Here is a 20,343-nt window from a genome sequence, read left to right as displayed (position 1 = left end):
GAAAGGTAGGGCGTAATCGTGGGGCCCTCGGACCATCGAACCTTCCTCGGTCGCGTCCACGGATGTGGTGTATGAGTCGATCTTCGCGTGATCCTGTATCTGCAGGTTAAGCGGTCAGTGTCTGCGGGATCGGAGCCGGGGTGGATGTGTCGCCGGGGACGCATCGCAGGCGGGCTTTGGCCAGCACGTCCATCCCCATGTAGCGGCGAGCTTCGACCCACTCATCGCTCTGCTCGGCCAGCACGGCGCCGATCAGCCGGACGATCGCGGCTCGGTCAGGGAAGATGCCCACCACGTCGGTGCGACGGCGGATCTCCTTGTTCAGCCGTTCCTGCGGGTTGTTCGACCAGATCTGGGTCCAGATCTCGCGCGGGAAGGCGGCAAAGGCCAGCAGATCCTCCCGAGCGGCGTCCAGATGCTCAGCAGCAGCCGGGTGCTTGGCCTCCAGCGCGTCCAGCACCCAGGCGTGCTGGGCGCGCACCGAGACAGCGTCGGGCTGGTCGAAGATGGTCCGCACCAGGGTGGCCACGAACGGTTGCGCGCTCTTGGCCACGCAGGTGAGCAGGTTGCGCAGGTAGTGGGTTCTGCATCGCTGCCAGGACGCGCCCGCCAGTACGGCGCCGATCGCCGAGACCAGCCCGCGGTGACAGTCGGAGATCACCAGCTGCACGCCGGACAGACCGCGGGCGACCAGGCCGCGCAGGAACGCCAGCCAGCCCGCGCCGTCCTCGCCGGTGGTGACCTCCAGCCCGAGGATCTCCCGCCGTCCGTCGGCGTTGACCCCGGTGGCCACCAGGCAGTGCACGTTGATGATGCGGCCGCCTTCACGCACCTTCTGCGTCAGCGCGTCCAGCCAGAGGAAGGTGTAGGGGCCGGCGTCCAAGGCCCGGGTGCGGAAGGCTTCGACCTGCTCGTCCAGGATCTTGGCCATCTGGCTGACCTGGCTTTTGGAGATGTGCTTGATGCCGAGTTGCTCGACCAGCTTGTCCACCCGCCGTGTCGAGACCCCGAGCAGGTAGCTGGTGGCCACCACGCTGATCAGCGCCTGCTCGGCGCGGCGGCAGCGCTCCAGCAGCCAGTCAGGGAAGTAGGAGCCTGAGCGCAGCTTGGGGATCGCCAGTTCCACGGTGCCGGCGCGGGTGTCCCATTCCCGCCGGCGGTAGCCGTTACGCGCGTTGGTCCGCTCGTTGCTGCGCTGGCCGTACGGCGCTCCGCACAGGGTGTCGGCCTCGGCCGACATCAACGCCTCGGCCATGGTCTTGACCATGGACCGCAACACGTCAGGGTCATCGGTCTGGATCTGCTTCGCCAGCCACTGCTCAGGCGTCACACTGTTGTCTGCGGCCATCGCCTTGATCTCCTTCGTTGTTCGCACTCGAAGGATCACGCGATGGCCGTCTCCATTTCACGGCCGCCACGCTTGTGACCAGGTCAAACTCGTACACCACTCCCGTGGACGCAACCCCTTCCTCGCGCCAGTTCTGCGCGTAAACATGAGATCGCGGACGTGGGCAGGCTTGACAGGGACCTCGCCGGAGGTTGGATCGAAGTTGCCTACAACGCCCATCCATCCGGCGAGGTCGTGGTCAGTATGCGGCGGTGAGCGTGTTCGCCAATGGTCAGGAAGCCTCGCTCGAGCAGATGCGTGAGGACGTGCTCGGCAGGTGGCGGCAGGCCAGACGTGCGGTGATAGATACTGCTGCCGGCGCCTGGACTGTCCGCGGCCTATGCTTTTCCGCCTCGATGAACGGGTGCACGTTCACCGGGTCTCCTTGGCGAAGAAAGCTGTCGCTCGCTTGAGGATGTCGACGTCCTCGCGCAGCCGCCGGTTCTCCCGCCGCAACACCTTCAGTTCCTGGCGTTCGCTGCTGGTCAGCCCGTCCCGCTGACCGGCGTCGACCTCGGCCTGGCGGATCCACTGGCGCACCGCGGTCTCGGTCAGATCGAAGTCCTTAGCCACCTGGCCGACCGAGCGGTCACCGCGCTGGCACAGCTCGACGATCTCGGCCTTGAACTCCGGTGTGAACGAGCGGCGAGGACGCGGCTTCTTCTTCCCCATGCTCTCCATCATGGACATCCTTCCGGGGACAAGCCCCTGATCTCGGATGTCCGTCAAACCGGATCAAGCCCAGTACGCTCCATCGCCCTGGACACCGACACCACCCAAGTGCTGCGCGCCCACCGGCAGCAGCAACTGCAGGAACGCATGGGTCATGGGCGAGGCGTGGATCAACTCCGGGTTCATGTTCACCCAGCCCGACGGCAACCGCCGGCACCCCAGCGCGTCTCCGACCAGTTCCTGTGGCTGGCCTACCTGGCCGGCCTGCCACCCATCCGGCTACACGACCTCCGGCATGGCGCGGCCTCGCTGATGCTGGCGGCCGGGGTCGAGATAAAGGTGGTGCAGGAAACGCTGGGCCACACCTTCAGCGCGTTCACCGCCGACACCTACACTTCCGTCTACCCGCAGGTGGCCACCGCGGCGGCCGAAAAGACCGCGGCCCTGCTGTTCGGCAAGGGAGAGCGGAGCGAGACCAGGAGAGTCATCTCATTGAGGAGCTGACAGTCGGATTTAGCGTCCGGCCCCGCATTCGTCGCCTGCTCGCGGCCAGGCGGGCCGCTACTCTTCTCGGGCCGGCCCGGGATGGCGGATGATCATGGTGTGTGCAGGGTTGGTGTGACCGAGCACGCACGGAGCACGCAACCGCTAGACGAAAATTCTAGAACGCATCCGACGCCCCATACCCGCAGGTCAGAACATGATCAAAGCGCGCCCTGCAGGATTCGAACCTGCGACCGTCGGATTAGAAGACAGAGCGTCAAACCGTCCAGACAATACCGCTGACCTGCTGAGACTGTTCCTCTGCTCCTATTGCAAACGCTGTACGGGGAGACATTGGGGAAAGATCAAGGCAGAAAGCTCCCCCTGCCGCTTCGAGGGGCTGCTGCATGCGATGGCATCAGGCGATCGGGAGAACGCCGCCAGCGAGCCATACAGAGCGCTCAGGCATGAGACAGGAGGGGGCTAGAAGTGAGAGACGGACACCCCCCTCTGGGGTTCTGCCGTACCCTTGCCTTGTCAACCAACCGGAACACAGAGCCTTTCCGGGGAGCGCTATCGTGAGTCTCCGCAATCTGCGCCTCAAGCTGTCGCGCTTTTTCGCTAGAGCGAAGAACTGGCGGCTGGTGGCCGCCATATGCCTCATGGGACTTCTATGCGTTTGGGGTTCCTGGAGTATTCAGGACCAATCCTGGCCCTCTGGAGTCTTGGTCGAAATCGGGGCAACCTTTCTTCTGTTCGGTCCACTTCTTCTCATCCAAAAACGTACCGAGCGTCGCCTCAACGAGGTTCAAGATGTTCAGACCGTGATTCAGCAACGACAAGAAGAGACCGCAACGGAGATATCAGCTCTGTCGGATGAGCTAGCGCTTACGAAGGACGAACTCCAGGCTACAAGGGAAGAACTATCTGCGAGAGTGATGGAGCGCCTCAATGAAGCTCGCAGAGAGGATGAGCTAGCCTTTGAAGCGGTCGATAAAGCGCCCTCAGTAGCATCCGTGGCAGGAGCTCTTAATCGTGCCCAGACTCTAGGACTGGTAGCACAGCGTGGCCCTCGTGTTGAAATCTTCGATACGTCTACCTATCTACGATTCGACTTCATCGAGGATGATGAGGGTGGCTGGGTAGTTGAGCTCTTCATTGAAGATCAGGATGGAGCGCCTATCGACGCAATCGGCTGGCACAAGGAAGAGAGAGCGGAGGATATTCTTGTTACTCTAGGGGAAAAGCTGCTGGCCAACCGGCTATACCCTGGAGATAGAGACTTCGACTCTGCACAAATCTTCGCAGATCTGAGTTCCCTGCTGAAAATCGCGCACAGTAAGAGTAGTGGCTACAACCCCCTAGGGCGGGTCATACAGATTTGTCCACCACAGTGGGCGGTTACAGAAACTGGCATCAAGACTATTAAAGACTCCTCATATGGGATTCCTGCATCCAGACTCCATGAAGATGATTGGCTCGACCACATGCGGGGGAAAGTTTGGGTCGACTACGATTCGTTCAGCCAGGCATTGCAGGATGCCATCGCACTGTTTGATGCAGGAAGGCTTGCAGTTAAACCACAGGGCTGGAAGGAGGAGGTACCGTTCTAGCCCTATCTGAAGCAACAACGCCAGGGAGACCCCCAGACGTCTACCAATCTTGGGAGGATTATGATGGAAAGTCCCCCTAGTTCATCTTATAGTCATTCCGCAGAAGAGCTCAATATTTTAGAAGAGTACGGGAGTTACGAGGCAGCGGCGAGTGCGACTTTCGTCCATCAGTCCGAGCTTGATTCGTCCCATGAAAGTAGAATTAGTGATGGAATCACTCGAAACGATGATGGGTGCGAGCCGGATCGACCTCAGGCAATAGCCTGGGACGTATACGAATCATGGCTTACCGAGGAGTGGCGTAGGCTCCTGCAATCAAACCCGCCAGAAACGCTCGTGCAAGCATTCCTGGAGCAGCATCCTTCCCTGCTACCAGGTGCTGCGGATGACGTTGGGCGAGGACACCACGGGCCGTGCTGGGATGCCGTAATAACACAGCCACGCCTAAAGGGGCTGGGGCGAGATCGGATTCCTGACTTCATGTGGGTTCGAAGGGATACAGCGACAGTGCACGTCTTGTGCATTGAGATTGAAGCCCCAGGCAAGCCTTGGTTCACTTCTAGTGGTCAATCAGCAGCCGAACTAACCCAAGCCCTCGATCAGCTTCTTGAGTGGAAAGTGTGGTTCACCAATCCGGAGAACGCGCTGGCATTCCGGCATGCATACATACCTCCAGAATTCAGCGACAGGAGGATAGAACCACAGTTTCTGCTCATTTATGGGCGAGACTCGGAATTTCAGCGCGACAGTAGTCGACATGAGCGACCTGAGCATCTCAGAAGAAAGCGGGATTTTCTACCTCGCAGGTCAGAGTTTCTGTACACCTTCGATCAGTTGCGCCCGGAGAAAGACGCACAAAACTGCTCTACTATATCTGGCATACGCGCGGAGTTTGAGCTGGTTGCTATGCCTCCCACGATAAGGACGGGAAGCTCTACCAAAACCCTCGCTTCGGAGATCGCAGAGATAGGGCAAGTTTTGGGGTCCGCGCCCCTGATCTCAGAAGAGCGAAAGGCGTACCTAATTAAGCGATGGCAGTATTGGCGAGAGCAGGCTCTAGGCGGCCGGACAAGAGGCAGCAGATTTGTCTGGACCAACGGATACTTTGACGAGTAGCCGCCTGGTTCTGTAGCTCCCTTAGGTCGGCCGCATGAGGGGGGACCTACATGCCGGACGACACAGTCGTCAGGCAACTCCCAAGAAGCATGGCATGGGCGCGTGTAGTGCGAGAAACTTGCAGTATGGGCAAGCTGACCATGACATCGAGCCGATGGGACGAACTAACCGCGCTGCTGGAGGACGAACAACGACTTCAGGCCGAATACCCGAAGGTGGCGGAGTATTTGGACATGGCGGCAAGGCTGGGAGGAACCGGCGACGAGCAAGCCGACGCACAGTTCGACCTGCGGTTCGTTCACTTCATGACTGGTGGCGACGCCGTAAGCCCGAACCCCTACTGGGACATCGTTGAACCGGCCGTGGTCGAACACGAGGGTCGCCGGGTGGTGAACGGTGGCCACCCAGAGGGCAGCGCGCGACTCGCCTTCGCGCAAATCCTCCTACAGGCGTCCTACGCGTACGCGATTCCTGCCCCCCAGACCATCGAATGGATGGCGGGCTTCTGCGCTGATGTCCCGGTCGTGGAACTCGGTGCCGGTCGAGGGTACTGGGCCGCACAGTTGGCGCACGCAGGACTGACCGTTGAGGCGTACGACTCGGCACCACCGGACAAGGCCGCAAACGTCTCATTCCCCGGAGCGGCCGGCCAGCCCAATGTCTGGCACCCTGTGGGCAGCCTGGCCGAGTTCGCGACCCGTGCCCAGTCGGCGGACTACGTGCTGTTCCTCTGCTGGCCACCTGGCTGGGGAGACACCATGTCGTCTGACGCGCTCACGCAGTTCGAGAATGCCGGGGGCGAGCGACTCATCTACGTCGGCGAGCCAAAGGGGGGCAAGACCGGCAATGACGCCTTTTTCGACGCACTGTCCGCTCGATGGCGGCTGGACTCCGTAGATCCGTCCTTCGTCTCATGGTGGGCGGAGGCAGACATGGCCCAGGGCTGGGTCCGGAGCTAAGAACACGCGTACGACAAAGGGGGCGCCGACCTGTTCGGCGCCCCCTTTGTCGTACCTCTACTTGAGGGCCATGCGGAACACGAACGCGTCGTAGCGATCTCGCGGGTAGGAGATGCGGGAAATCATGATGACCCGGTCATCAGCCGAGACGAACCGCTGGTAGACCGTCTTGACCAGATCGCCAGGGTTTGTACGCAGCCATTCGGCATGCTCTGGCGTCGGTAGCCGGTCGGAGACGGTCTCTTCCAGGAAGTCGGCCCCCGAGATGTCGGTGACACCCAACGGCGTGTAGGTGTCGGAAATCGAGATTGGCCGTCGATCCTCGGTCGCCCTGGTGATGACGTGATTGATCTCCTCCCCGACTGTGACCCCGAGAGCCTGCGCGAGTTCGTCCGTGGCGAGGATCCGCTCAGTCTCACGTTCTACTTGGACCTCTTGGTCGGACTCGTTCTGGAACGAGTGCTCGGCGCTCTCCATCTGGCGCTCAGGAGACACACGGATGAGGTTGGGGCGGTTGGCGACGTAGACCCCACGTCGCGGTACGACTCGAACAAGCCCCTGACTCTGGAGTAGTTCGACAGCCTTCCGAACCACGATGTCTGACACACCGTTGCGTTCGGCGATCTCAGCGTAGGTCGGCAGTTGCATGCCGGGCGGGATGTCCCCGCCGCGGATACGTCGGGCGTACTCGCCTGCGATGCGGACGTAAGCCGGTTCTGTCACTGCGCGATCAGTCCCTTCGGACACTCTTCGATGCTTCCCTGACCAGCGTATACACACCATTGTATACCTAGGGCTTGTGCGTATACGCACTAGTGTATACGCTAGCCCTAGTGAGCAGCCCCGAGGGGGTGAATCACCGGCAGTACTCGGAAGGCGGTCCGACGGGATCGCGCGCCGACGCTGACGAAACCGCTCGGGCTGACGGGCCAGACGCGATTGGTGCTGCATGACTAACTCAACAGCGACGCCGAAGGGCCACCGCCTCCCGACAAAAGGCGGCTCCGCAGGCAAAAGCCCTGCGTACTGATCCATGTTCACCAGCCACCAGGAGAAGCCATGAGCATGTTCGCTCGCATTCTCGGCAACGCCGATCACCTGAGCCAGACGGACCTGGACGACTTCGCGTCGTTCATGGAACCCGATCAGGCCACCGCGTTCCTGAGCGAGGTCAACGCCATCCGCAACGACAAGTAGATCGTCCGCCCCGATGGTCGCAGGCAGGGTTCGACTCCCTGCCGGGGCGCTCCGGCCCATGCCGGCCATGCGCGTTCCCACTATCCACAAGGAGTGCTGATGCTGTCCATTCGTCTGGTCGGCGAGCCGGCCGAGGTCGCAGATGCCGTGCTGACCCTATGCGAGACGTTCTCCATCACCGCGATTAAGGGGCTGTGCCCTTCGGCGCCCATGCAGCCGAGTGTCCGCGTCTACGTCGAGGTGGACGGCGGCGCCTGACAACTGCATATCCGAGCAAAGCCCGACCAGCAGACACCCGGCGTGCAAGTCCCGGGCGGGCACTGGCCAACGCGCCGCAGGCGCAGTTCCGATCACGAAAGGAAGCACGTTCGTCCGCAACGTTGCCGGTGATGGCGCGCCCTACCCCGCCAAGAGAAGAACGCGCCGCCGGCTCCACCAAAGGAGATGTCCAGCATGTCACAGACGCCGCGTGACGAGGCTTACGCCAGGGCGCAGGGCCGGCTTATTCGCGATGCCGAGCACCGCTACCACCAGCCCGACTGGGGCACCGAGGACCCGCGCGCTCGTGAGGCGTACGACCGCGAACTGTCGCAAACCATGCCGGTCATTGGGCGCAGAGGCCGCCGATGATGAAGCGCCGTAAAGCTGTCGAGTTCTACAACCCGCACGGCAGCGAGAGGTGGGTGGGCGACTGCCCCCGCTGGATCGCTCTCACTCGGCGCATCCGCCGAGACCTGCACGAGCGCACGGTCATCGTCTACGGCCCCGGCCCGTGGCCGTGTCACTCCTGCTAACCCGTTCCCGTCAATCAGCCCCGATGGTCGCAGGCAGGGTTCGACTCCCCGCCGGGGCACTCCGTCACGCCACTGCCGAATCTCCAACCATCCCCGCCGAAAGGACCAACGCAATGGACACCGTCAAGACCCCGACTACCACGAATGACCAGGACACGTACATGTGGATGGTCACGGTGCAATGGCCCACGGGCAGCGGCTTCAGCAACGCCACCTTCGCCAGCACGGTGGACCTCCCAGCCGGCGCTTCTCGCATGGACGTCTACATGCAGGTTTGCGAGCTGGCCAAGAGCAAGACCCGCGCAGCCAATCTCAACGTCCTGTTCTTCTCGCTGGAGCCCGACCGGCTGAATGGCTAAACCAAAGGAGAAAAGAATCATGGGAAAGAGCAAGAAGAACAGCAAGGCGGACAAGCCGAAGCGCGAAAAGACGGTCACCAGCCGTAACGGCACGATTTTCGTTGCCCAGGGCTCGATCACGACCCCGAACGGAGTCAAGATCACGGCGAAAGCGGGCGGGGTTGTCCGCTACTGCGACGGTGATCTCGACGTGCACTACTGACCAGGTGCTGCGGTCAGCTTGCACCTGAGTGCGGCCCGATCATCCCTTGACACCGGGCAGCAACCTTCGCCATGGCGCTGGCCGAACGACTGGACCGCGATGAATTGACGGTCGCCATCTCCCACCACGACCGGGACAAGCCCGTCGTCCAGCGCTGACGCGCGCCCCGATCCACCGCCCCGACGGTCGCAGGCAGGGTTCGACTCCCTGCCGGGGCACTCCGGCTGCTCTGCCGGGTTCACCACAACCAACGGGAGCTTCCCATGCAGCCTGCCAAGAGCGTCGGCCGGTTCCTGCCGACGCTGTTCCTGATCGGGTTCGGCATCTACCTCTTCACCGACCCTCACGGCGCTGCCGTGGCGGTCAAGTGGGCCTTCGAGGCCATCGTGACCGGCGCGCAGCAGTTCGCCGAATTCATCAAGACCGTCAGCAAGTGACCGCCCATCCACCCGACCAGCGAGGTGATCCCCATGATGCCCTACCCGATCGAGACGACCAGGTCCGCGGACATAGACGTCCGGGCCGTGGCTTACGTGCTGGCGCACATGCACCCCGACCTCATCGTGCCGGTCCTGCCCGGCGAGAGCTGGGAGGACATGAGGGCTCGCCGCGCCGCCGCCGCCGACATCCTCGACGACCTCCTGAGCGAGGCCGCCGCTGAGCTGGCCGAGGCCGAGGTGCAGGTGCGATGACTATCCTCGGCCCCGCGCTGGTTGTCGTCTGCGCGTTCCTTGCCGTGATGTTTCTCGCCGCCCTGTGGGGTGGGCGATGACCGCCGTTGCGACGTTCGCTGGGGCGTTCGCAGCTCTGTATGCCGCTCACAGCGTGGGAGACCACTGGGTGCAAACTCACCGGCAGGCATGCGGCAAAGGCGCACGCACCGTCGCCGGTTTCCGCGCCTGCCTGACCCATGTTGCCACGCTCACCCTCACCAAGGCGTTCGCCATCGCTGCGGTCATGGCGGTGACCGGCTTGCGGCTCACCGCGGCACCGCTCGTACTTGGCCTGCTGGTGGACGCTGCCTCCCACTACTGGGCGGACCGGCGCCACACCCTGGCCCGGCTCGCCGGACTGCTTGGCAAGAGCGACTTCTACCGGCTAGGCGAGCCCCGCGAAGGCCGCGACGACGCCCCGCATCTGGGCACCGGCGCCTACGCCCTCGACCAGTCCTGGCATGTGGCGTGGCTGTTCATCGCCGCCCTGATCATCACTGGAGGCCAGGCATGAGCCGCATCCGCGCCGCCTTCTGGGACCCGGCCGGCGACCGGTACAGCCTCCCTACCTACCCGTGGAGGATGGCGCCGCCGCACCTGCTCACCCGGCGGCAGCTCACCGCCAAGGGGCTGCGGCCCGGCGGGCAGGGCGTACAGGCCCAAGTGCTGTGGCGCTCCCGCCGCTACCGCACTCCCGGCGGCATCCGCGCCGCCTACCTCTACGACGTGCGCTTCGCCCTGCCCAAGCGCACCGCCACCGCGCGCCAGCGCATCGCCCTCGGCAGGGCCAACGCCGCCCGCCGCACCTGCCCCGAATGCCTACGCGATGTCGGCTACGTGCTGCCGCGCCACCTCGGCACCTGCCTCGACTGCGCTCAGGAGCTTGCCGCATGACCCCGGCTGAGATCCGCGCCGAACTGCTACGCCTGCACGCGCACATCGATGCCGAGCTGGACGACGAGCACCGCGACAGCCAGTACGTGCTTGAACAGGTCGCCGACGACCTGAACCGCCTGATCGCCGCGATCACCATCACTGGAAAGGAGAAGTGACCCATGAGCCTGGCTACACCGACTCCCGAGCCGAGCCCGGAGGATGTATCCCGCGCGCTGGCCGAGATCGAACGCCACCTGCTTGTCCCGACCTCGCCGCCCCCTCCGCCCGTGGATCTGGACGACCCAGAAGAGGTCGGCGACACCAAGCGCGTGCGCCGGTTGCGCGCCGAGGTCGCCGAGGCTCGCGCGCTGGCCACCCTCCAGGACGACGACACGCCGCTCCTGCTGGACACCCCCCGCGTGCGCAAGCGGCGCAAGAAGGCCCACGAGGCCGCACGGCTGCACCTGCTGGGGCAGGATCCGGCCATGCGCGCCTGGCAAGCCGCCCGAATGCGGCGCCTGCTGGTGACCGCGGCCATGGTGGCGCTGACGCTGGCGCTGGCCTGGTCGACTGCCGGCGTGCAGCACTTCGCCGCCGACGGTGCCAAGGCATGGTCGCCCGGCTGGATCTTCGCCTGGCTGGTCGAGCCGTTCATGTCCCTGGCTCTGCTGGTCGTCGTCGGCGCCCGCGCCTACCTGGGCACCCGCGGGCAGCCGCTCAACGATCCCAAGCTGATCCGCATCGAGTACCAGTTCCTCGGGCTCACGCTCGGCATGAACGCCTGGCCGTACCTGCCCTGGACCGACGATGACTTCACCTTCTCCCGACTGGTGTTGCACACGCTGGGACCGGTCGTGGCCGTGGCTATCGTCGCCGCCCTACCGATCATCCTGGCCGCCTTCTCCCGACTGGACCACGCCCACGCCGGCGGCGGGCTTACCGGCCTTACGTACAGCGCAAACACCGATGATCGGGTAAGGCGAACCGCCGCCGAGGTGGCCCCGCTGATCGAACGCGCACAGATCCTCATCACGGCCGGCACCCTGCCCGCCAACCCCAGCGCCTACAAGCTCCAGCGGGCGCTTCGCTGCGGCATGGACGACGCCCGCACAGTCCGTGACGCCCTCGCCGAGGAAGCCGCGTGATGACCACGCCGGCCGTCCTTCACCGCGCACCCGCGCAGGGTGCGGCCTCATCCGCCAAGACGCCGGCCGCACCCTGCCACCCCGCCCGCTGCAACGCACACGAGGTGATCCCATCATGACGCATGACCCGTTCAACCCCGCCGACCAGCCCGAACCGCTTCCCGCCGGTACCGAGCCGCCCGCCGACATCACCGACCAGGCCACCGAGACGGGCGATGGCAAGGGGGCGGACGTCGTCAACCTGGATGCCGCCCGCGCCGGCCGCCACCCCTACCGCCCCGCCCCCGACGATCCCGAGCCGACCACCCCGGCCCCCGCCAGTGACCGCCCGACGCTGGAAGGCCAGGTCATCCGGGTTGACCAGCCCGGCGGGGAGCATCACGACTGGCGCGCCGACCTGGAGGCCAAGGCGCGCACCCGCCAACCGATCATCCCGCTGTGGCTGCGTTCGCCCGCCGAGGCCACCGACACCCTGCGCTGGGTCGGCCTGCACTACGCGCACGTCGCCGGCTACCAGCTCACCCGCACGCCGCTGTATGCCGGACGGCTGGCCCTGCGCACCCCGCGCGGCTTGGTCCGCATGGTGGGCGGCATGGTCCGCTGGACGTTCGACCTGGAGGGCGAGCCGGTACGGCTGGCCGCGGTGCAGAAGGCCGAACCCGAGGCGTACCTGAAACTGTCGCGGCAGCGTGACTCCCGCGTCCGGCTGCGCGTGTGGATCTCCGGCCTGGCGCTGGTCACGTTGCTGATCGCGGCCATCATCGTGGCCAACCAGCCCAGCATCGTGCAGTGGGCAGCCCTGGCCGCCGCGCTCGCCCTGCTGGGCATCCTCGGTAAGCCCGCCGACCGCCCGCTCATCGATCGCGCCGTGGTGCCGTCTGCGGTGGAGAAGCTGACCAGCGACATCGTGATCCGCGCGCTGACCGTGCTCGGCATCGCGGGCATCAACCAGGCCATGGCCAAGAACCCCAAGGACGCGATCCGGTTCGTGGCTCCGATCACCCGCGACGGTCCCGGCTGGCGCGCTGACCTCGACCTGCCCTACGGCGTGACCGTGGGCAACATCCTGGACAAGCGCAAGGAGATGTCCGGCGCCTTGCGCCGCCCGCTGGGCTGCATCTGGCCCGAAGGCGACTCGACCATCCACGAAGGCCGGCTGATCCTTTGGGTCGGAGACAAGGACCTGTCCAAGACCGTGGTCAAGTCGCCGCTGGTCAAGGCCAGTAGCCACGACGTGTTCAAGGGCGTGCCGTTCGGCTGCGACCCTCGCGGCCGAGCCATCACGGTGCCACTCATCGAACAAAACATCCTTATCGGCTCCCAGCCCGGCCAGGGCAAGACCGCATCGGTGCGCGTGCTCGCCTCCGGCGCCGCCCTCGACCCGTCCACCGAGATGTGGATTCACGAGCTCAAGGGCACCGGCGACCTGGACCCGCACGAACAGAACTGCCACCGCTACGTCTCCGGCATCGAAGACGAAGCCATCGCCTACGCCGCCGACTCCCTGACGCTGCTGCGCAAGGAGGTCATGCGCCGCGCCGCCGCGCTCAAGGCCCTGCCCCCGGACCTGTGCCCGGACAAGAAGGTCACCCGGCAGATCGCCGACAAGCGATCGCTGGGCCTACACCCGCTGGTGGCCATCTTCGATGAGTGCCAAAACCTGTTCGCCCACGACGAGTACGGCGCGAAGGCGGGGGAGGATGCCGAGTTCATCATCAAGCTGGGGCGCGCCCTCGGCGTGATCCTGGTCCTGGCCACTCAGCGCCCGGACAAGGACAGCCTGCCCACCGGCATCTCGGCGAACGTCACCATCCGGTTCTGCCTGCGCGTCGCCGGCCAACTCGAAAACGACATGATCCTCGGAACCTCGGCGTACAAGAACGGCATCCGCGCCACGGTGTTCCAGCCCAAGGTAGATGCCGGCATCGGCTACCTGCTGGGTGCTACCCCGATGCCCAAGGTGGTGCGCACGGCCTACCTCGACACCCCCGCCACCCAGCGCATCGCCGACCGCGCCCACGCCCTGCGCCACGGCGCTGGCCTGCTCACCGGCCATGCGGCAGGCGAGCGCGCCGAACTGGTCACCCCCGCGTTCGACCTGCTGGCCGACATCCTGGCCGTGGTCCCGCCTGCCGAGGCCAAGGTGTGGAACGAGGTCGTGGTGGACCGCCTCGGCGACCTGCGACCCGACGCCTACAGCGCATGGGCAGCGCTGGAGGGCGGCGCGAAGACCGGCCAACTCACCACCGCACTCAAGCCCTACGGCATCAAGACGATGCAGGTGTGGGGCACGCCCGAGGGCGGCGGCAAGGGCGCCAACCGGATCGGGATCGCCCGTGACGACATCCTCAACTCCATCACCCAGCGTGACAAGAGTCGGGCGTCTGGGGCGGCTTCTTGACCCCAGATCGCCTCTAGACCTAGAGGCCGCCCCCTCTAGGTCTAGAGGCTCCTCTAGACCCCACAATCGCCCCTCAACAGGGATCTAGCGCCTAGGTGCTGACCTGTGACAACCCCGGAAACCGGCTCGGAGGCCACCATGGCTACCGTCATCGCCCTGCTAGTCGTCTGCCTACCGATCATCACGCTCTGTTACTCCTGCTGGTGCTACGCCTCCCCGTGGGGCATCTGCCGGCGCTGCGCCCCGGGTGGCAAGAACCGCACCTGCCGCGCCTGCGAGGGCACCGGCATGCGGCCCCGCCTCGGCTGGCAGCTCTTCGTCTACCTACGCCGCCTGCACCACGACGGCACACGCTGACTCCAAGACCCGGAAGGAAGATCCCGCCATGTCCGGAGAGACCACGATCACCATCGTCGGCAACCTGACCGACGACCCGAAGCTTAACTTCACCCAGACCGGCACCGCCGTGGCGAGCTTCACCATCGCCTCCAGTGCCCGCACCTACGACAAGAGCGTCGAACAATGGAAGGACGGCGAGGTCCTGTTCATGCGCTGCTCGGCGTGGCGCGACCTCGGCGAGCACGTCGCCGAATCGCTCGCCCGAGGCACCCGCGTCATCGCCTTCGGCCGGCTGCGCATGCGCACCTACGAGACCAGCGACGGCGACAAGCGCACCGTCACCGAGATGACCGTGGACGAGATCGGCCCCAGCGTGCGGTTCGCCACCGCCAAACCGCAGAAGGCCGCGCGCACTGGCAACAACGGCCACACAGTCGGCGCACCCGCCGACCCATGGGCTACCGCCACCCCCGCCGGCACCGGCGGCCAGTGGCAGGGCGACGAACCGCCGTTCTAGGTGAACCAGGCGCGGCCTCGGCGACAAGCAGTCGAGGCCGCGGCCGAGGCTCTGCCGCCCTCCGATCACAGCCCCCACCGAAAGGCCCCTGATCGTGAACATCTCGCACACCGACTCGCCTGCCAGGGAGATGTGATGGGTCGCCGTTACGCCAGCAACCTGGACCCGATGTTGCCCGGCATGCCGGACGCCGTGGCCAAACAGCCCGTCAAGGCCTCCGCACCTCCGCCGGCGCGCACCCTTGATCAGGCGATCGCCCGTAGCCACGACATCATCGCCGAAGCTCTGGACCGCTACCCCATCGTGGCCCGTCAAGCGCTATTTTCCGGCGGCAATGACTCCAGCGTCCTGCTGCACCTGGCTCAGAGCTACCTGGACTCCGGCCCGCATGACGCCGTCGTGCACGTCAACACCGGCATTGGCATCGAAGAGACCCGCCAGCACGTCCGCGACGTGGCCCAGGCTTGGAACCTGCCGCTGCGCGAGCTGCACCCCCGTGACTCCTACGACGATCTCGTCTTGGGTCGGGTGCTCGCTCGCACCGGCCCCAACGCCGGCCGGCGCCCCGTCTGGAAGGGCTTCCCTGGCCCGGGCGGGGACTCGCACAAGGTCATGTATCGCCGGCTCAAAGACGAGCCGTTGCAGCGCAACCGCGCCGCCATCATCGGCACGCGAGGCCGCCGCGAGAAGGTGCTCTACCTGGCCGGCATGCGCTGGGACGAGTCCGAACGGCGCATGCGCAACGCCGAAGAGATCGACCCTGAAGGCGGCATCATCTGGTGCTCACCCATCGTGCACTTCACCAACGCTCAGATGGCCGAATACCGGCGCCGGTTCCACCTGCCCTGCAACCCCGTCTCCCAGCATCTGCACATGTCTGGGGAGTGCGAGTGCGGCTGCTTTGCCAAAGACGGTGAACTGGACGAGATCGAATTCTTCTACCCACAGACCGCCTACCGCATCCGCTCCCTGGAAGCCAAGGTCGAAGCCGCCGGCATCACCGCCTGCAAGTGGGGGCAACGCCCGCCCGGGAGCCGCGACACCACCAAACCCGGCAGCATCGCCGGCCGGCTCTGCTCCAAGTGCCCCAGCGGCGACGGCCAAACCGACCTCATGGACCTCTGGGCGAAGCAAGGACTTCTCACGCCGGCCTGTACACCCGCGCCGACGCTGCCCCAAGCAGCGTGACCGCCGGCCGGTATGCGGCCTCGGCGACAGCCGCCAAGCAACCGCGGGCCGAGGCCGCCCCCTTCAACATTGGAAGGAAGGAGAACCCGTGACCGCACCTGGCCAACTGCGCTACGCCCTGGCCGCTGCCACGCGCGGGTGGCATGTCTTCCCGCTCGCCGTAGGCGACAAGCCACCGATTAAGGGCTTCACCGACTGGGAGGCCCACGCCACCACCGACCCCGGTCTAATCCGGCGCTGGTGGGCGCGCCACCCGTACAACATCGGCATCGCATGCGGACCTTCCGGGCTGCTGGTGGTGGACCTGGACAAGCCGAAACCCGGAATGGAGGGGCTTCGTCCCCCGTCTCCTTGGGACCTACCCGGCGTCACCGAAGGCGCCGATGTCCTAGCCCTGCTGTGCGAACGCGCAGGCCAACCCCTGCCCTTCGAGACGTTCACCGTCCGCACCCGGCGCGGCGGCACCCACCTGTACTACACCGCCCCGGAGACGCCGGCCCTGGGCAGCACGAAAGGCAAGCTTGGATGGCTGATCGACACCCGCGCCCATGGCGGATACGTCCTCGGACCCGGCAGCTACGTAGATCTGCCCGACGGTACTGGCCACTACGAGGTGATCCACAACACCAGCCCGGCCCCACTCCCCCCATTGTTGGTCCAGCCGCTTGTTCCTAAAGTCCACCCACAGCAGCCGCCCGTGCCCATCCCCGCACCGCAAGGCCGCCGCAGCACTTACCTGAACGCTGCGCTGCAAGGCGAAGCCGACCGGATCGCTGCCGCTCCACCCGGCCAGCGAAACCACACCCTGTGGGTCGCTGCCGTCGCTCTGGGGCAACTTGTTGCCGGTGGCGCTCTGACCGAAGCCGAGGTCACAACCCTGCTGTACCAACAAGGGGCGGCCGTAGGACAGACCCACCGCGAGATCACCTACACCATCGCGGCAGGGCTCAAAGCTGGAGCCAAACGCCCCCGGACGGTGGCCGCATGAGCCGGGGGCACGTGGACTGTCCCTCAGCGATGTGGCCCGAACGATCGCCTCAGGATTGCGCTACGGCGCGTGCCGTCCCCGCCATCTCACCGCAGACTGCCCACTGTGTAGCGCGCTGCTACCGCGATCCTTCCCGAGGCGTCAGGTCCCAGTACCTGCCGTTGTGGACCCCAGCGCGCTCCGACCAAATGCGCTCCCCGTTGACCAAGATGGTTAGCCCGTATCCCCACTGCAACACCAACTCGCCGACACCGAGTTGTCCAGCAACGCGCTTGACCACGAGCACCTCAGACGCCCGGCCGTCGCGGGCTGGCAGATAATCCTTCAGGTAGGAGGTGACTCCGGGGCAGGTCAGCACAATACGCCGCCCGTAGCCGTCCCAATGCACGTGCGTGTAGTCCACAGCCTGCGCAAGCCACCGGGTGTAGACGTTCAACCCCGCATACCGGTCGGGCAGTTTGAACTCCACCCCGAACGCCACATCGCGATTGCGCCACTGCGCCACATCACGAGGCCGCAACATCGCATCCACTCGCAGCCGACGCCCCGAGCATGATGTGCCAACCACCTCACGCTGAACGTGAAACCAGGGCTGCATCCGCTCCAGCACCCGATCCACCAGCTCGCGTTCCGAGGCGAAGTTATTCATCGGACTCTCTGATTCCGTCCACCCCGCTCGCCCCTTAGTCGGCGCAGGCGGGCCTAACGGATCTGGTTCACCGGCCAGCGGACGAAACACCCTTCGCGGTTCACCACTGTGCTGCCCCGACGCGTCTGTGAGGTCCGTCACATGCTCAAGTGTCACCCACCCTGGCCACCTGCCCAACCTCCCAAACGGATCAATAACTGCACCGTCACCGCCAAGGGGGAGCCCACAATGACCCAACACCCGATCGGCGCGGCGCTACTCGACCGGCTGCGTGCCGTCCTGACCCGCTACGTCATCCTGCCGACGCCCGAGGCCGCCGACGCCGTAACACTATGGATCGCAGCTACGCACGCCCAACCTGCGTGGGCGCACGCGCCCCGCCTGGTCATCCGGGGGCCGGAGAAGCGGTGCGGCAAGTCCCGGCTACTCGACATCGTGGAGGCCACCTGTCACAACCCGTTTATCACCGTCAACTCATCCAGCGCCGCCGTCTACCGCTCCATCACCGACGACCCGCCCACCATGCTCGTGGACGAAGCCGACACCATCTTCGGCCCCAAGGCCGACGGCAACGAAGACCTACGCGGCCTGCTCAACGCCGGACACCAGCGCAACCGGCCCGCCAAACGCTACGACGCCGCCACCAACCGCGTGGAAAGCATTCCGACCTTCGCCATGGCCGCACTCGCCGGCATCGGCGCCATGCCCGACACCATCGAAGACCGTGCCGTCGTCGTCCGCATGCGCCGACGCGCACCCGGCGAAACCGCCGCCCCGTACCGCCACCGCCGCGACCGCACACCACTGCGCGACCTGGCCGCCGACCTCAACCAGTGGCTCCGCGCCGACCTGGACACCCTCGAACAGGCCGAACCCGCCATGCCCGTCGAAGACCGCGCCGCCGACACCTGGGAACCCCTGGTCATCGTCGGCGACCACGCCGCCGGCACCTGGCCCGAGCGTGCCCGCGCCGCCGCCCTGGCCCTCACCGCCGAGGCCGACGACAACGACCAGGCATCGGCGCGCGTGCGGCTGCTGGCCGCCTGCCGCGCCGCATTCGGCGCCAACACCGCACTGCCCACCGCCGTACTCCTGGAACGACTCAAGGCCGACCCCGAGGGCGAATGGAACGAGCACGGACCGGCCGGCCTGACACCCATAAGACTCGGCACGATGCTGCGCGAATACGACATCCGCCCGGCCGCGATTCGCTTCCCCGACGGTCCGCTGAGGGGCTACCGCCGCGGCGACTTCGCCGACGCGTGGGCGCGCTACTGCCCGACCCTGGAACCCGCTCCGGAGGCCGACGTTCTGCATCTGGAGCGGGGTAGCCGTTACAGCCGTTACAGCCGTAACACTGCAGGTCAAGGCGATACGGCTTACGACCCTGTTACGGCTTAACCCGTAACACCGCAACAAGCCGTTTCGCCCCTGACCTGCGATGTTACGGCTGTAACGGGTTGAAACGGCTACCCCTCCCAACCTGGCATCGGCCCCTCGGCGGCAAGCCGCCTAGCACGACCGCCGAGGGCGCCGAACCTCTTTCCGATCACGCACACCCGGAAGGAACGCGCCGCCATGGCCACCGTCACCCGCCTGCCCGCGATGCTCACCGTTCCCGAGATCTGCGCCGAACTCCAAATTTCCCGATCCACCTTCTACGACTGGCGACAGAAGGGCCGCGCCCCGCGCTGCATCAAACTGCCCAACGGCGACCTACGAATCCGTCGTACCGACCTCGACACATGGCTGAACGCCCGAGAGGACGCCGCCTGATGGAGAACACCACCTACCGCGTTCGCGTTCATAAGACCGAGGTCCGTAAGAACGCCGCAGGCAAGGTCACCTCATACCGCGTCCAGTGGTCCACGGATGGCAAACCGTGGAAGCGGACCTTCCAGAGGAGTGCGCAGGCAGATGCCTACCGAAGCAAGCTGCTCACCGCGGCTCGGGAGGGTGAGCCGTTCAGCTTGGCCACCGGCGAGCCGGTGAAATGGAGCCGCGTTGAGCGGCCAGAGATGACCTGGTACGACTTCGCCTGCAAGTTCGCCGACTTCAAGTGGAAGGCCGCCTCGGCGAAGTACCGGCAAGACATCGCCCGCGCCCTCACAGCAGCCACGCCGGCCATGCTCACGAGCGGCAAAGGCAAACCGTCTGACCTCGACCTTCGAACCGCCATGCGCCGATGGGGGTTCAACACGAAACAGCGCGCCGAAGCGTCCGAGGAAACGGCCGAGGTGTTGGCGTGGCTGGCCAAGAACACCCGTCCCGTTTCCGCCCTGACCGAGGCGGCCACTGTCCGTGCGCTGCTCGACTCCGCCACCTCCCGCCTGAACGGCAAGACCGCTGCCACAAGCACGATTCGCCGGCACAAGACCATCCTGCAGAACGCCATGGACTACGCCGTAGAGCTGAAGCTCTTGGATTCCAACCCGATCAAGGCTCTGAAGTGGAAGCCGCCGCGGGTCACCTACGAAGTAGACAGACGTAGCGTCGTCAACCACACTCAAGCGCGCCGCCTACTAGCCGCAGTGGAAGCACAACAGCCCAGCGGAAAGCGGCTGGTCGCGTTCTTCGCCGTCATCTACTACGCGGGGCTACGTCCCGAGGAAGTAGTCAGGCTCCGAAAGGACAACGTCATCCTTCCCGAGCTAGATCGCTGATGTGAATTTGGGTCAATGGTCGTAGGCGGTCAGTGATCGTTTCACGGGGGCGCCGGTGTTCCAGTTGTGCCAGATCGCGGCG

The 20,343-nt window shown here is 65.4% G+C and carries 25 protein-coding genes and 1 pseudogene; 22 read left to right on the top strand and 4 right to left on the bottom strand.

The features are described from left to right. Nucleotides 1–106: 106 nt before the first annotated feature. Entirely contained in the window at nucleotides 107–1,348 is a 1,242-nt protein-coding gene (locus ACFYYW_RS44880) for an IS256 family transposase (RefSeq protein WP_387659609.1), read from the bottom strand. Nucleotides 1,349–1,771: 423 nt separating this feature from the next. Further along, nucleotides 1,772–2,059, bottom strand: a pseudogene (locus tag ACFYYW_RS44875) (transposase); the annotation flags it as partial. A 108-nt stretch (nucleotides 2,060–2,167) separates the two neighbouring features. On the opposite strand from ACFYYW_RS44875, the gene ACFYYW_RS44870 reads away from it, so the two are divergent. The 4 genes from ACFYYW_RS44870 (at nucleotide 2,168) to ACFYYW_RS44855 (ending at nucleotide 6,230) form a co-directional block, all read left to right on the top strand. Next, a complete protein-coding gene (locus ACFYYW_RS44870; RefSeq protein ID WP_387659606.1) occupies nucleotides 2,168–2,563 on the top strand; it encodes a tyrosine-type recombinase/integrase in 396 nt (131 codons plus the stop codon). A gap of 557 nt (nucleotides 2,564–3,120) precedes the next feature. Next, nucleotides 3,121–4,155 carry a hypothetical protein gene (locus ACFYYW_RS44865; RefSeq protein WP_387659603.1) on the top strand — a complete coding sequence of 345 codons (1,035 nt, stop codon included), beginning with the start codon at nucleotides 3,121–3,123 and terminating at the stop codon, nucleotides 4,153–4,155. Between the two features lie 60 nt (nucleotides 4,156–4,215). Continuing rightward, complete coding sequence (locus ACFYYW_RS44860) at nucleotides 4,216–5,271, top strand: Shedu anti-phage system protein SduA domain-containing protein (protein ID WP_387659600.1); 1,056 nt, start codon at nucleotides 4,216–4,218, stop codon at nucleotides 5,269–5,271. 125 nt (nucleotides 5,272–5,396) lie between these two features. Continuing rightward, nucleotides 5,397–6,230, top strand: coding sequence for a hypothetical protein (locus tag ACFYYW_RS44855; RefSeq protein WP_387659597.1), 834 nt, complete (start codon nucleotides 5,397–5,399; stop codon nucleotides 6,228–6,230). Nucleotides 6,231–6,287: 57 nt separating this feature from the next. On the opposite strand, the gene ACFYYW_RS44850 is transcribed toward ACFYYW_RS44855, so the two are convergent. Continuing rightward, on the bottom strand, nucleotides 6,288–6,977 hold the full coding sequence (locus tag ACFYYW_RS44850; RefSeq protein ID WP_387659595.1) for a GntR family transcriptional regulator: 690 nt from the start codon (nucleotides 6,975–6,977) through the stop codon (nucleotides 6,288–6,290). Nucleotides 6,978–7,289: 312 nt separating this feature from the next. On the opposite strand from ACFYYW_RS44850, the gene ACFYYW_RS44845 reads away from it, so the two are divergent. The 15 genes from ACFYYW_RS44845 (at nucleotide 7,290) to ACFYYW_RS44775 (ending at nucleotide 16,949) form a co-directional block, all read left to right on the top strand. Continuing rightward, complete coding sequence (locus ACFYYW_RS44845; RefSeq protein ID WP_387659592.1) at nucleotides 7,290–7,427, top strand: hypothetical protein; 138 nt, start codon at nucleotides 7,290–7,292, stop codon at nucleotides 7,425–7,427. A 99-nt stretch (nucleotides 7,428–7,526) separates the two neighbouring features. Then, nucleotides 7,527–7,685, top strand: a complete 159-nt coding sequence (locus ACFYYW_RS44840; RefSeq protein WP_387659589.1) for a hypothetical protein — start codon at nucleotides 7,527–7,529, stop codon at nucleotides 7,683–7,685. A 649-nt stretch (nucleotides 7,686–8,334) separates the two neighbouring features. Further along, entirely contained in the window at nucleotides 8,335–8,580 is a 246-nt protein-coding gene (locus ACFYYW_RS44835; protein ID WP_387659586.1) for a hypothetical protein, read from the top strand. Between the two features lie 19 nt (nucleotides 8,581–8,599). Then, nucleotides 8,600–8,782: a hypothetical protein gene (locus ACFYYW_RS44830; RefSeq protein ID WP_387659583.1), complete on the top strand. Its 183-nt coding sequence runs from the start codon at nucleotides 8,600–8,602 to the stop codon at nucleotides 8,780–8,782. A gap of 263 nt (nucleotides 8,783–9,045) precedes the next feature. Beyond that, nucleotides 9,046–9,219 (top strand): hypothetical protein, encoded by a 174-nt coding sequence (locus ACFYYW_RS44825; RefSeq protein WP_387659580.1) that lies wholly within the window; start codon nucleotides 9,046–9,048, stop codon nucleotides 9,217–9,219. A 33-nt stretch (nucleotides 9,220–9,252) separates the two neighbouring features. Next, a complete protein-coding gene (locus tag ACFYYW_RS44820) occupies nucleotides 9,253–9,474 on the top strand; it encodes a hypothetical protein (protein WP_387659577.1) in 222 nt (73 codons plus the stop codon). Nucleotides 9,475–9,550: 76 nt separating this feature from the next. After that, nucleotides 9,551–10,009, top strand: coding sequence for a DUF3307 domain-containing protein (locus tag ACFYYW_RS44815; protein ID WP_387659574.1), 459 nt, complete (start codon nucleotides 9,551–9,553; stop codon nucleotides 10,007–10,009). Then, nucleotides 10,006–10,389, top strand: a complete 384-nt coding sequence (locus ACFYYW_RS44810; protein ID WP_387659571.1) for an RRQRL motif-containing zinc-binding protein — start codon at nucleotides 10,006–10,008, stop codon at nucleotides 10,387–10,389. The genes ACFYYW_RS44815 and ACFYYW_RS44810 overlap by 4 nt, the downstream gene beginning before the upstream one ends. Next, nucleotides 10,386–10,547: a hypothetical protein gene (locus ACFYYW_RS44805; RefSeq protein ID WP_387659568.1), complete on the top strand. Its 162-nt coding sequence runs from the start codon at nucleotides 10,386–10,388 to the stop codon at nucleotides 10,545–10,547. Before ACFYYW_RS44810 ends, ACFYYW_RS44805 begins: the two co-directional genes overlap by 4 nt. Nucleotides 10,548–10,658: 111 nt before the next feature. Continuing rightward, the gene (locus ACFYYW_RS44800; RefSeq protein ID WP_387659565.1) at nucleotides 10,659–11,516 is read left to right on the top strand and encodes a hypothetical protein; all 858 of its coding nucleotides are present in this window, start codon (nucleotides 10,659–10,661) and stop codon (nucleotides 11,514–11,516) included. Nucleotides 11,517–11,631: 115 nt separating this feature from the next. Then, nucleotides 11,632–13,917 carry a cell division protein FtsK gene (locus ACFYYW_RS44795; RefSeq protein WP_387659562.1) on the top strand — a complete coding sequence of 762 codons (2,286 nt, stop codon included), beginning with the start codon at nucleotides 11,632–11,634 and terminating at the stop codon, nucleotides 13,915–13,917. Between the two features lie 138 nt (nucleotides 13,918–14,055). Beyond that, nucleotides 14,056–14,274, top strand: a complete 219-nt coding sequence (locus ACFYYW_RS44790; protein WP_387659560.1) for a hypothetical protein — start codon at nucleotides 14,056–14,058, stop codon at nucleotides 14,272–14,274. 28 nt (nucleotides 14,275–14,302) lie between these two features. Further along, nucleotides 14,303–14,773 carry a single-stranded DNA-binding protein gene (locus ACFYYW_RS44785; RefSeq protein WP_387659557.1) on the top strand — a complete coding sequence of 157 codons (471 nt, stop codon included), beginning with the start codon at nucleotides 14,303–14,305 and terminating at the stop codon, nucleotides 14,771–14,773. Nucleotides 14,774–14,908: 135 nt separating this feature from the next. Beyond that, on the top strand, nucleotides 14,909–15,961 hold the full coding sequence (locus ACFYYW_RS44780) for a phosphoadenosine phosphosulfate reductase family protein (protein WP_387659554.1): 1,053 nt from the start codon (nucleotides 14,909–14,911) through the stop codon (nucleotides 15,959–15,961). Nucleotides 15,962–16,049: 88 nt separating this feature from the next. After that, nucleotides 16,050–16,949 (top strand): bifunctional DNA primase/polymerase, encoded by a 900-nt coding sequence (locus ACFYYW_RS44775; protein ID WP_387659551.1) that lies wholly within the window; start codon nucleotides 16,050–16,052, stop codon nucleotides 16,947–16,949. Between the two features lie 118 nt (nucleotides 16,950–17,067). Here ACFYYW_RS44775 and ACFYYW_RS44770 read toward each other — a convergent pair whose 3' ends face one another. After that, the gene (locus tag ACFYYW_RS44770) at nucleotides 17,068–17,598 is read right to left on the bottom strand and encodes a hypothetical protein (protein WP_387659548.1); all 531 of its coding nucleotides are present in this window, start codon (nucleotides 17,596–17,598) and stop codon (nucleotides 17,068–17,070) included. 228 nt (nucleotides 17,599–17,826) lie between these two features. Here ACFYYW_RS44770 and ACFYYW_RS44765 point away from each other — a divergent pair, with 228 nt between their 5' ends. The 3 genes from ACFYYW_RS44765 (at nucleotide 17,827) to ACFYYW_RS44755 (ending at nucleotide 20,261) form a co-directional block, all read left to right on the top strand. Continuing rightward, entirely contained in the window at nucleotides 17,827–18,999 is a 1,173-nt protein-coding gene (locus ACFYYW_RS44765; RefSeq protein WP_387659545.1) for a DUF3631 domain-containing protein, read from the top strand. Between the two features lie 87 nt (nucleotides 19,000–19,086). Continuing rightward, on the top strand, nucleotides 19,087–19,374 hold the full coding sequence (locus ACFYYW_RS44760; protein ID WP_387659831.1) for a helix-turn-helix transcriptional regulator: 288 nt from the start codon (nucleotides 19,087–19,089) through the stop codon (nucleotides 19,372–19,374). Continuing rightward, a complete protein-coding gene (locus ACFYYW_RS44755) occupies nucleotides 19,374–20,261 on the top strand; it encodes a hypothetical protein (RefSeq protein WP_387659542.1) in 888 nt (295 codons plus the stop codon). The genes ACFYYW_RS44760 and ACFYYW_RS44755 overlap by 1 nt, the downstream gene beginning before the upstream one ends. The last annotated feature ends 82 nt before the right edge of the window (nucleotides 20,262–20,343 follow it).

Source organism: Nonomuraea sp. NPDC001831 (assembly GCF_042892035.1).
In the GTDB taxonomy this organism is placed as follows: Bacteria; Actinomycetota; Actinomycetes; order Streptosporangiales; family Streptosporangiaceae; genus Nonomuraea.
This window is presented reverse-complemented; position numbering and strand designations above follow the sequence as displayed.

Coding starts and splice junctions, on each gene's coding strand:
- ACFYYW_RS44880 (WP_387659609.1), bottom strand. CDS start 1,348: ATGGCCGCAGACAACAGTGTGACGCCTGAGCAGTGGCTGGCGAAGCAG.
- ACFYYW_RS44860 (WP_387659600.1), top strand. CDS start 4,216: ATGATGGAAAGTCCCCCTAGTTCATCTTATAGTCATTCCGCAGAAGAG.
- ACFYYW_RS44855 (WP_387659597.1), top strand. CDS start 5,397: ATGGGCAAGCTGACCATGACATCGAGCCGATGGGACGAACTAACCGCG.
- ACFYYW_RS44845 (WP_387659592.1), top strand. CDS start 7,290: ATGAGCATGTTCGCTCGCATTCTCGGCAACGCCGATCACCTGAGCCAG.
- ACFYYW_RS44840 (WP_387659589.1), top strand. CDS start 7,527: ATGCTGTCCATTCGTCTGGTCGGCGAGCCGGCCGAGGTCGCAGATGCC.
- ACFYYW_RS44835 (WP_387659586.1), top strand. CDS start 8,335: ATGGACACCGTCAAGACCCCGACTACCACGAATGACCAGGACACGTAC.
- ACFYYW_RS44830 (WP_387659583.1), top strand. CDS start 8,600: ATGGGAAAGAGCAAGAAGAACAGCAAGGCGGACAAGCCGAAGCGCGAA.
- ACFYYW_RS44825 (WP_387659580.1), top strand. CDS start 9,046: ATGCAGCCTGCCAAGAGCGTCGGCCGGTTCCTGCCGACGCTGTTCCTG.
- ACFYYW_RS44820 (WP_387659577.1), top strand. CDS start 9,253: ATGATGCCCTACCCGATCGAGACGACCAGGTCCGCGGACATAGACGTC.
- ACFYYW_RS44815 (WP_387659574.1), top strand. CDS start 9,551: ATGACCGCCGTTGCGACGTTCGCTGGGGCGTTCGCAGCTCTGTATGCC.
- ACFYYW_RS44810 (WP_387659571.1), top strand. CDS start 10,006: ATGAGCCGCATCCGCGCCGCCTTCTGGGACCCGGCCGGCGACCGGTAC.
- ACFYYW_RS44805 (WP_387659568.1), top strand. CDS start 10,386: ATGACCCCGGCTGAGATCCGCGCCGAACTGCTACGCCTGCACGCGCAC.
- ACFYYW_RS44795 (WP_387659562.1), top strand. CDS start 11,632: ATGACGCATGACCCGTTCAACCCCGCCGACCAGCCCGAACCGCTTCCC.
- ACFYYW_RS44790 (WP_387659560.1), top strand. CDS start 14,056: ATGGCTACCGTCATCGCCCTGCTAGTCGTCTGCCTACCGATCATCACG.
- ACFYYW_RS44785 (WP_387659557.1), top strand. CDS start 14,303: ATGTCCGGAGAGACCACGATCACCATCGTCGGCAACCTGACCGACGAC.
- ACFYYW_RS44780 (WP_387659554.1), top strand. CDS start 14,909: ATGGGTCGCCGTTACGCCAGCAACCTGGACCCGATGTTGCCCGGCATG.
- ACFYYW_RS44770 (WP_387659548.1), bottom strand. CDS start 17,598: ATGAATAACTTCGCCTCGGAACGCGAGCTGGTGGATCGGGTGCTGGAG.
- ACFYYW_RS44765 (WP_387659545.1), top strand. CDS start 17,827: ATGACCCAACACCCGATCGGCGCGGCGCTACTCGACCGGCTGCGTGCC.
- ACFYYW_RS44755 (WP_387659542.1), top strand. CDS start 19,374: ATGGAGAACACCACCTACCGCGTTCGCGTTCATAAGACCGAGGTCCGT.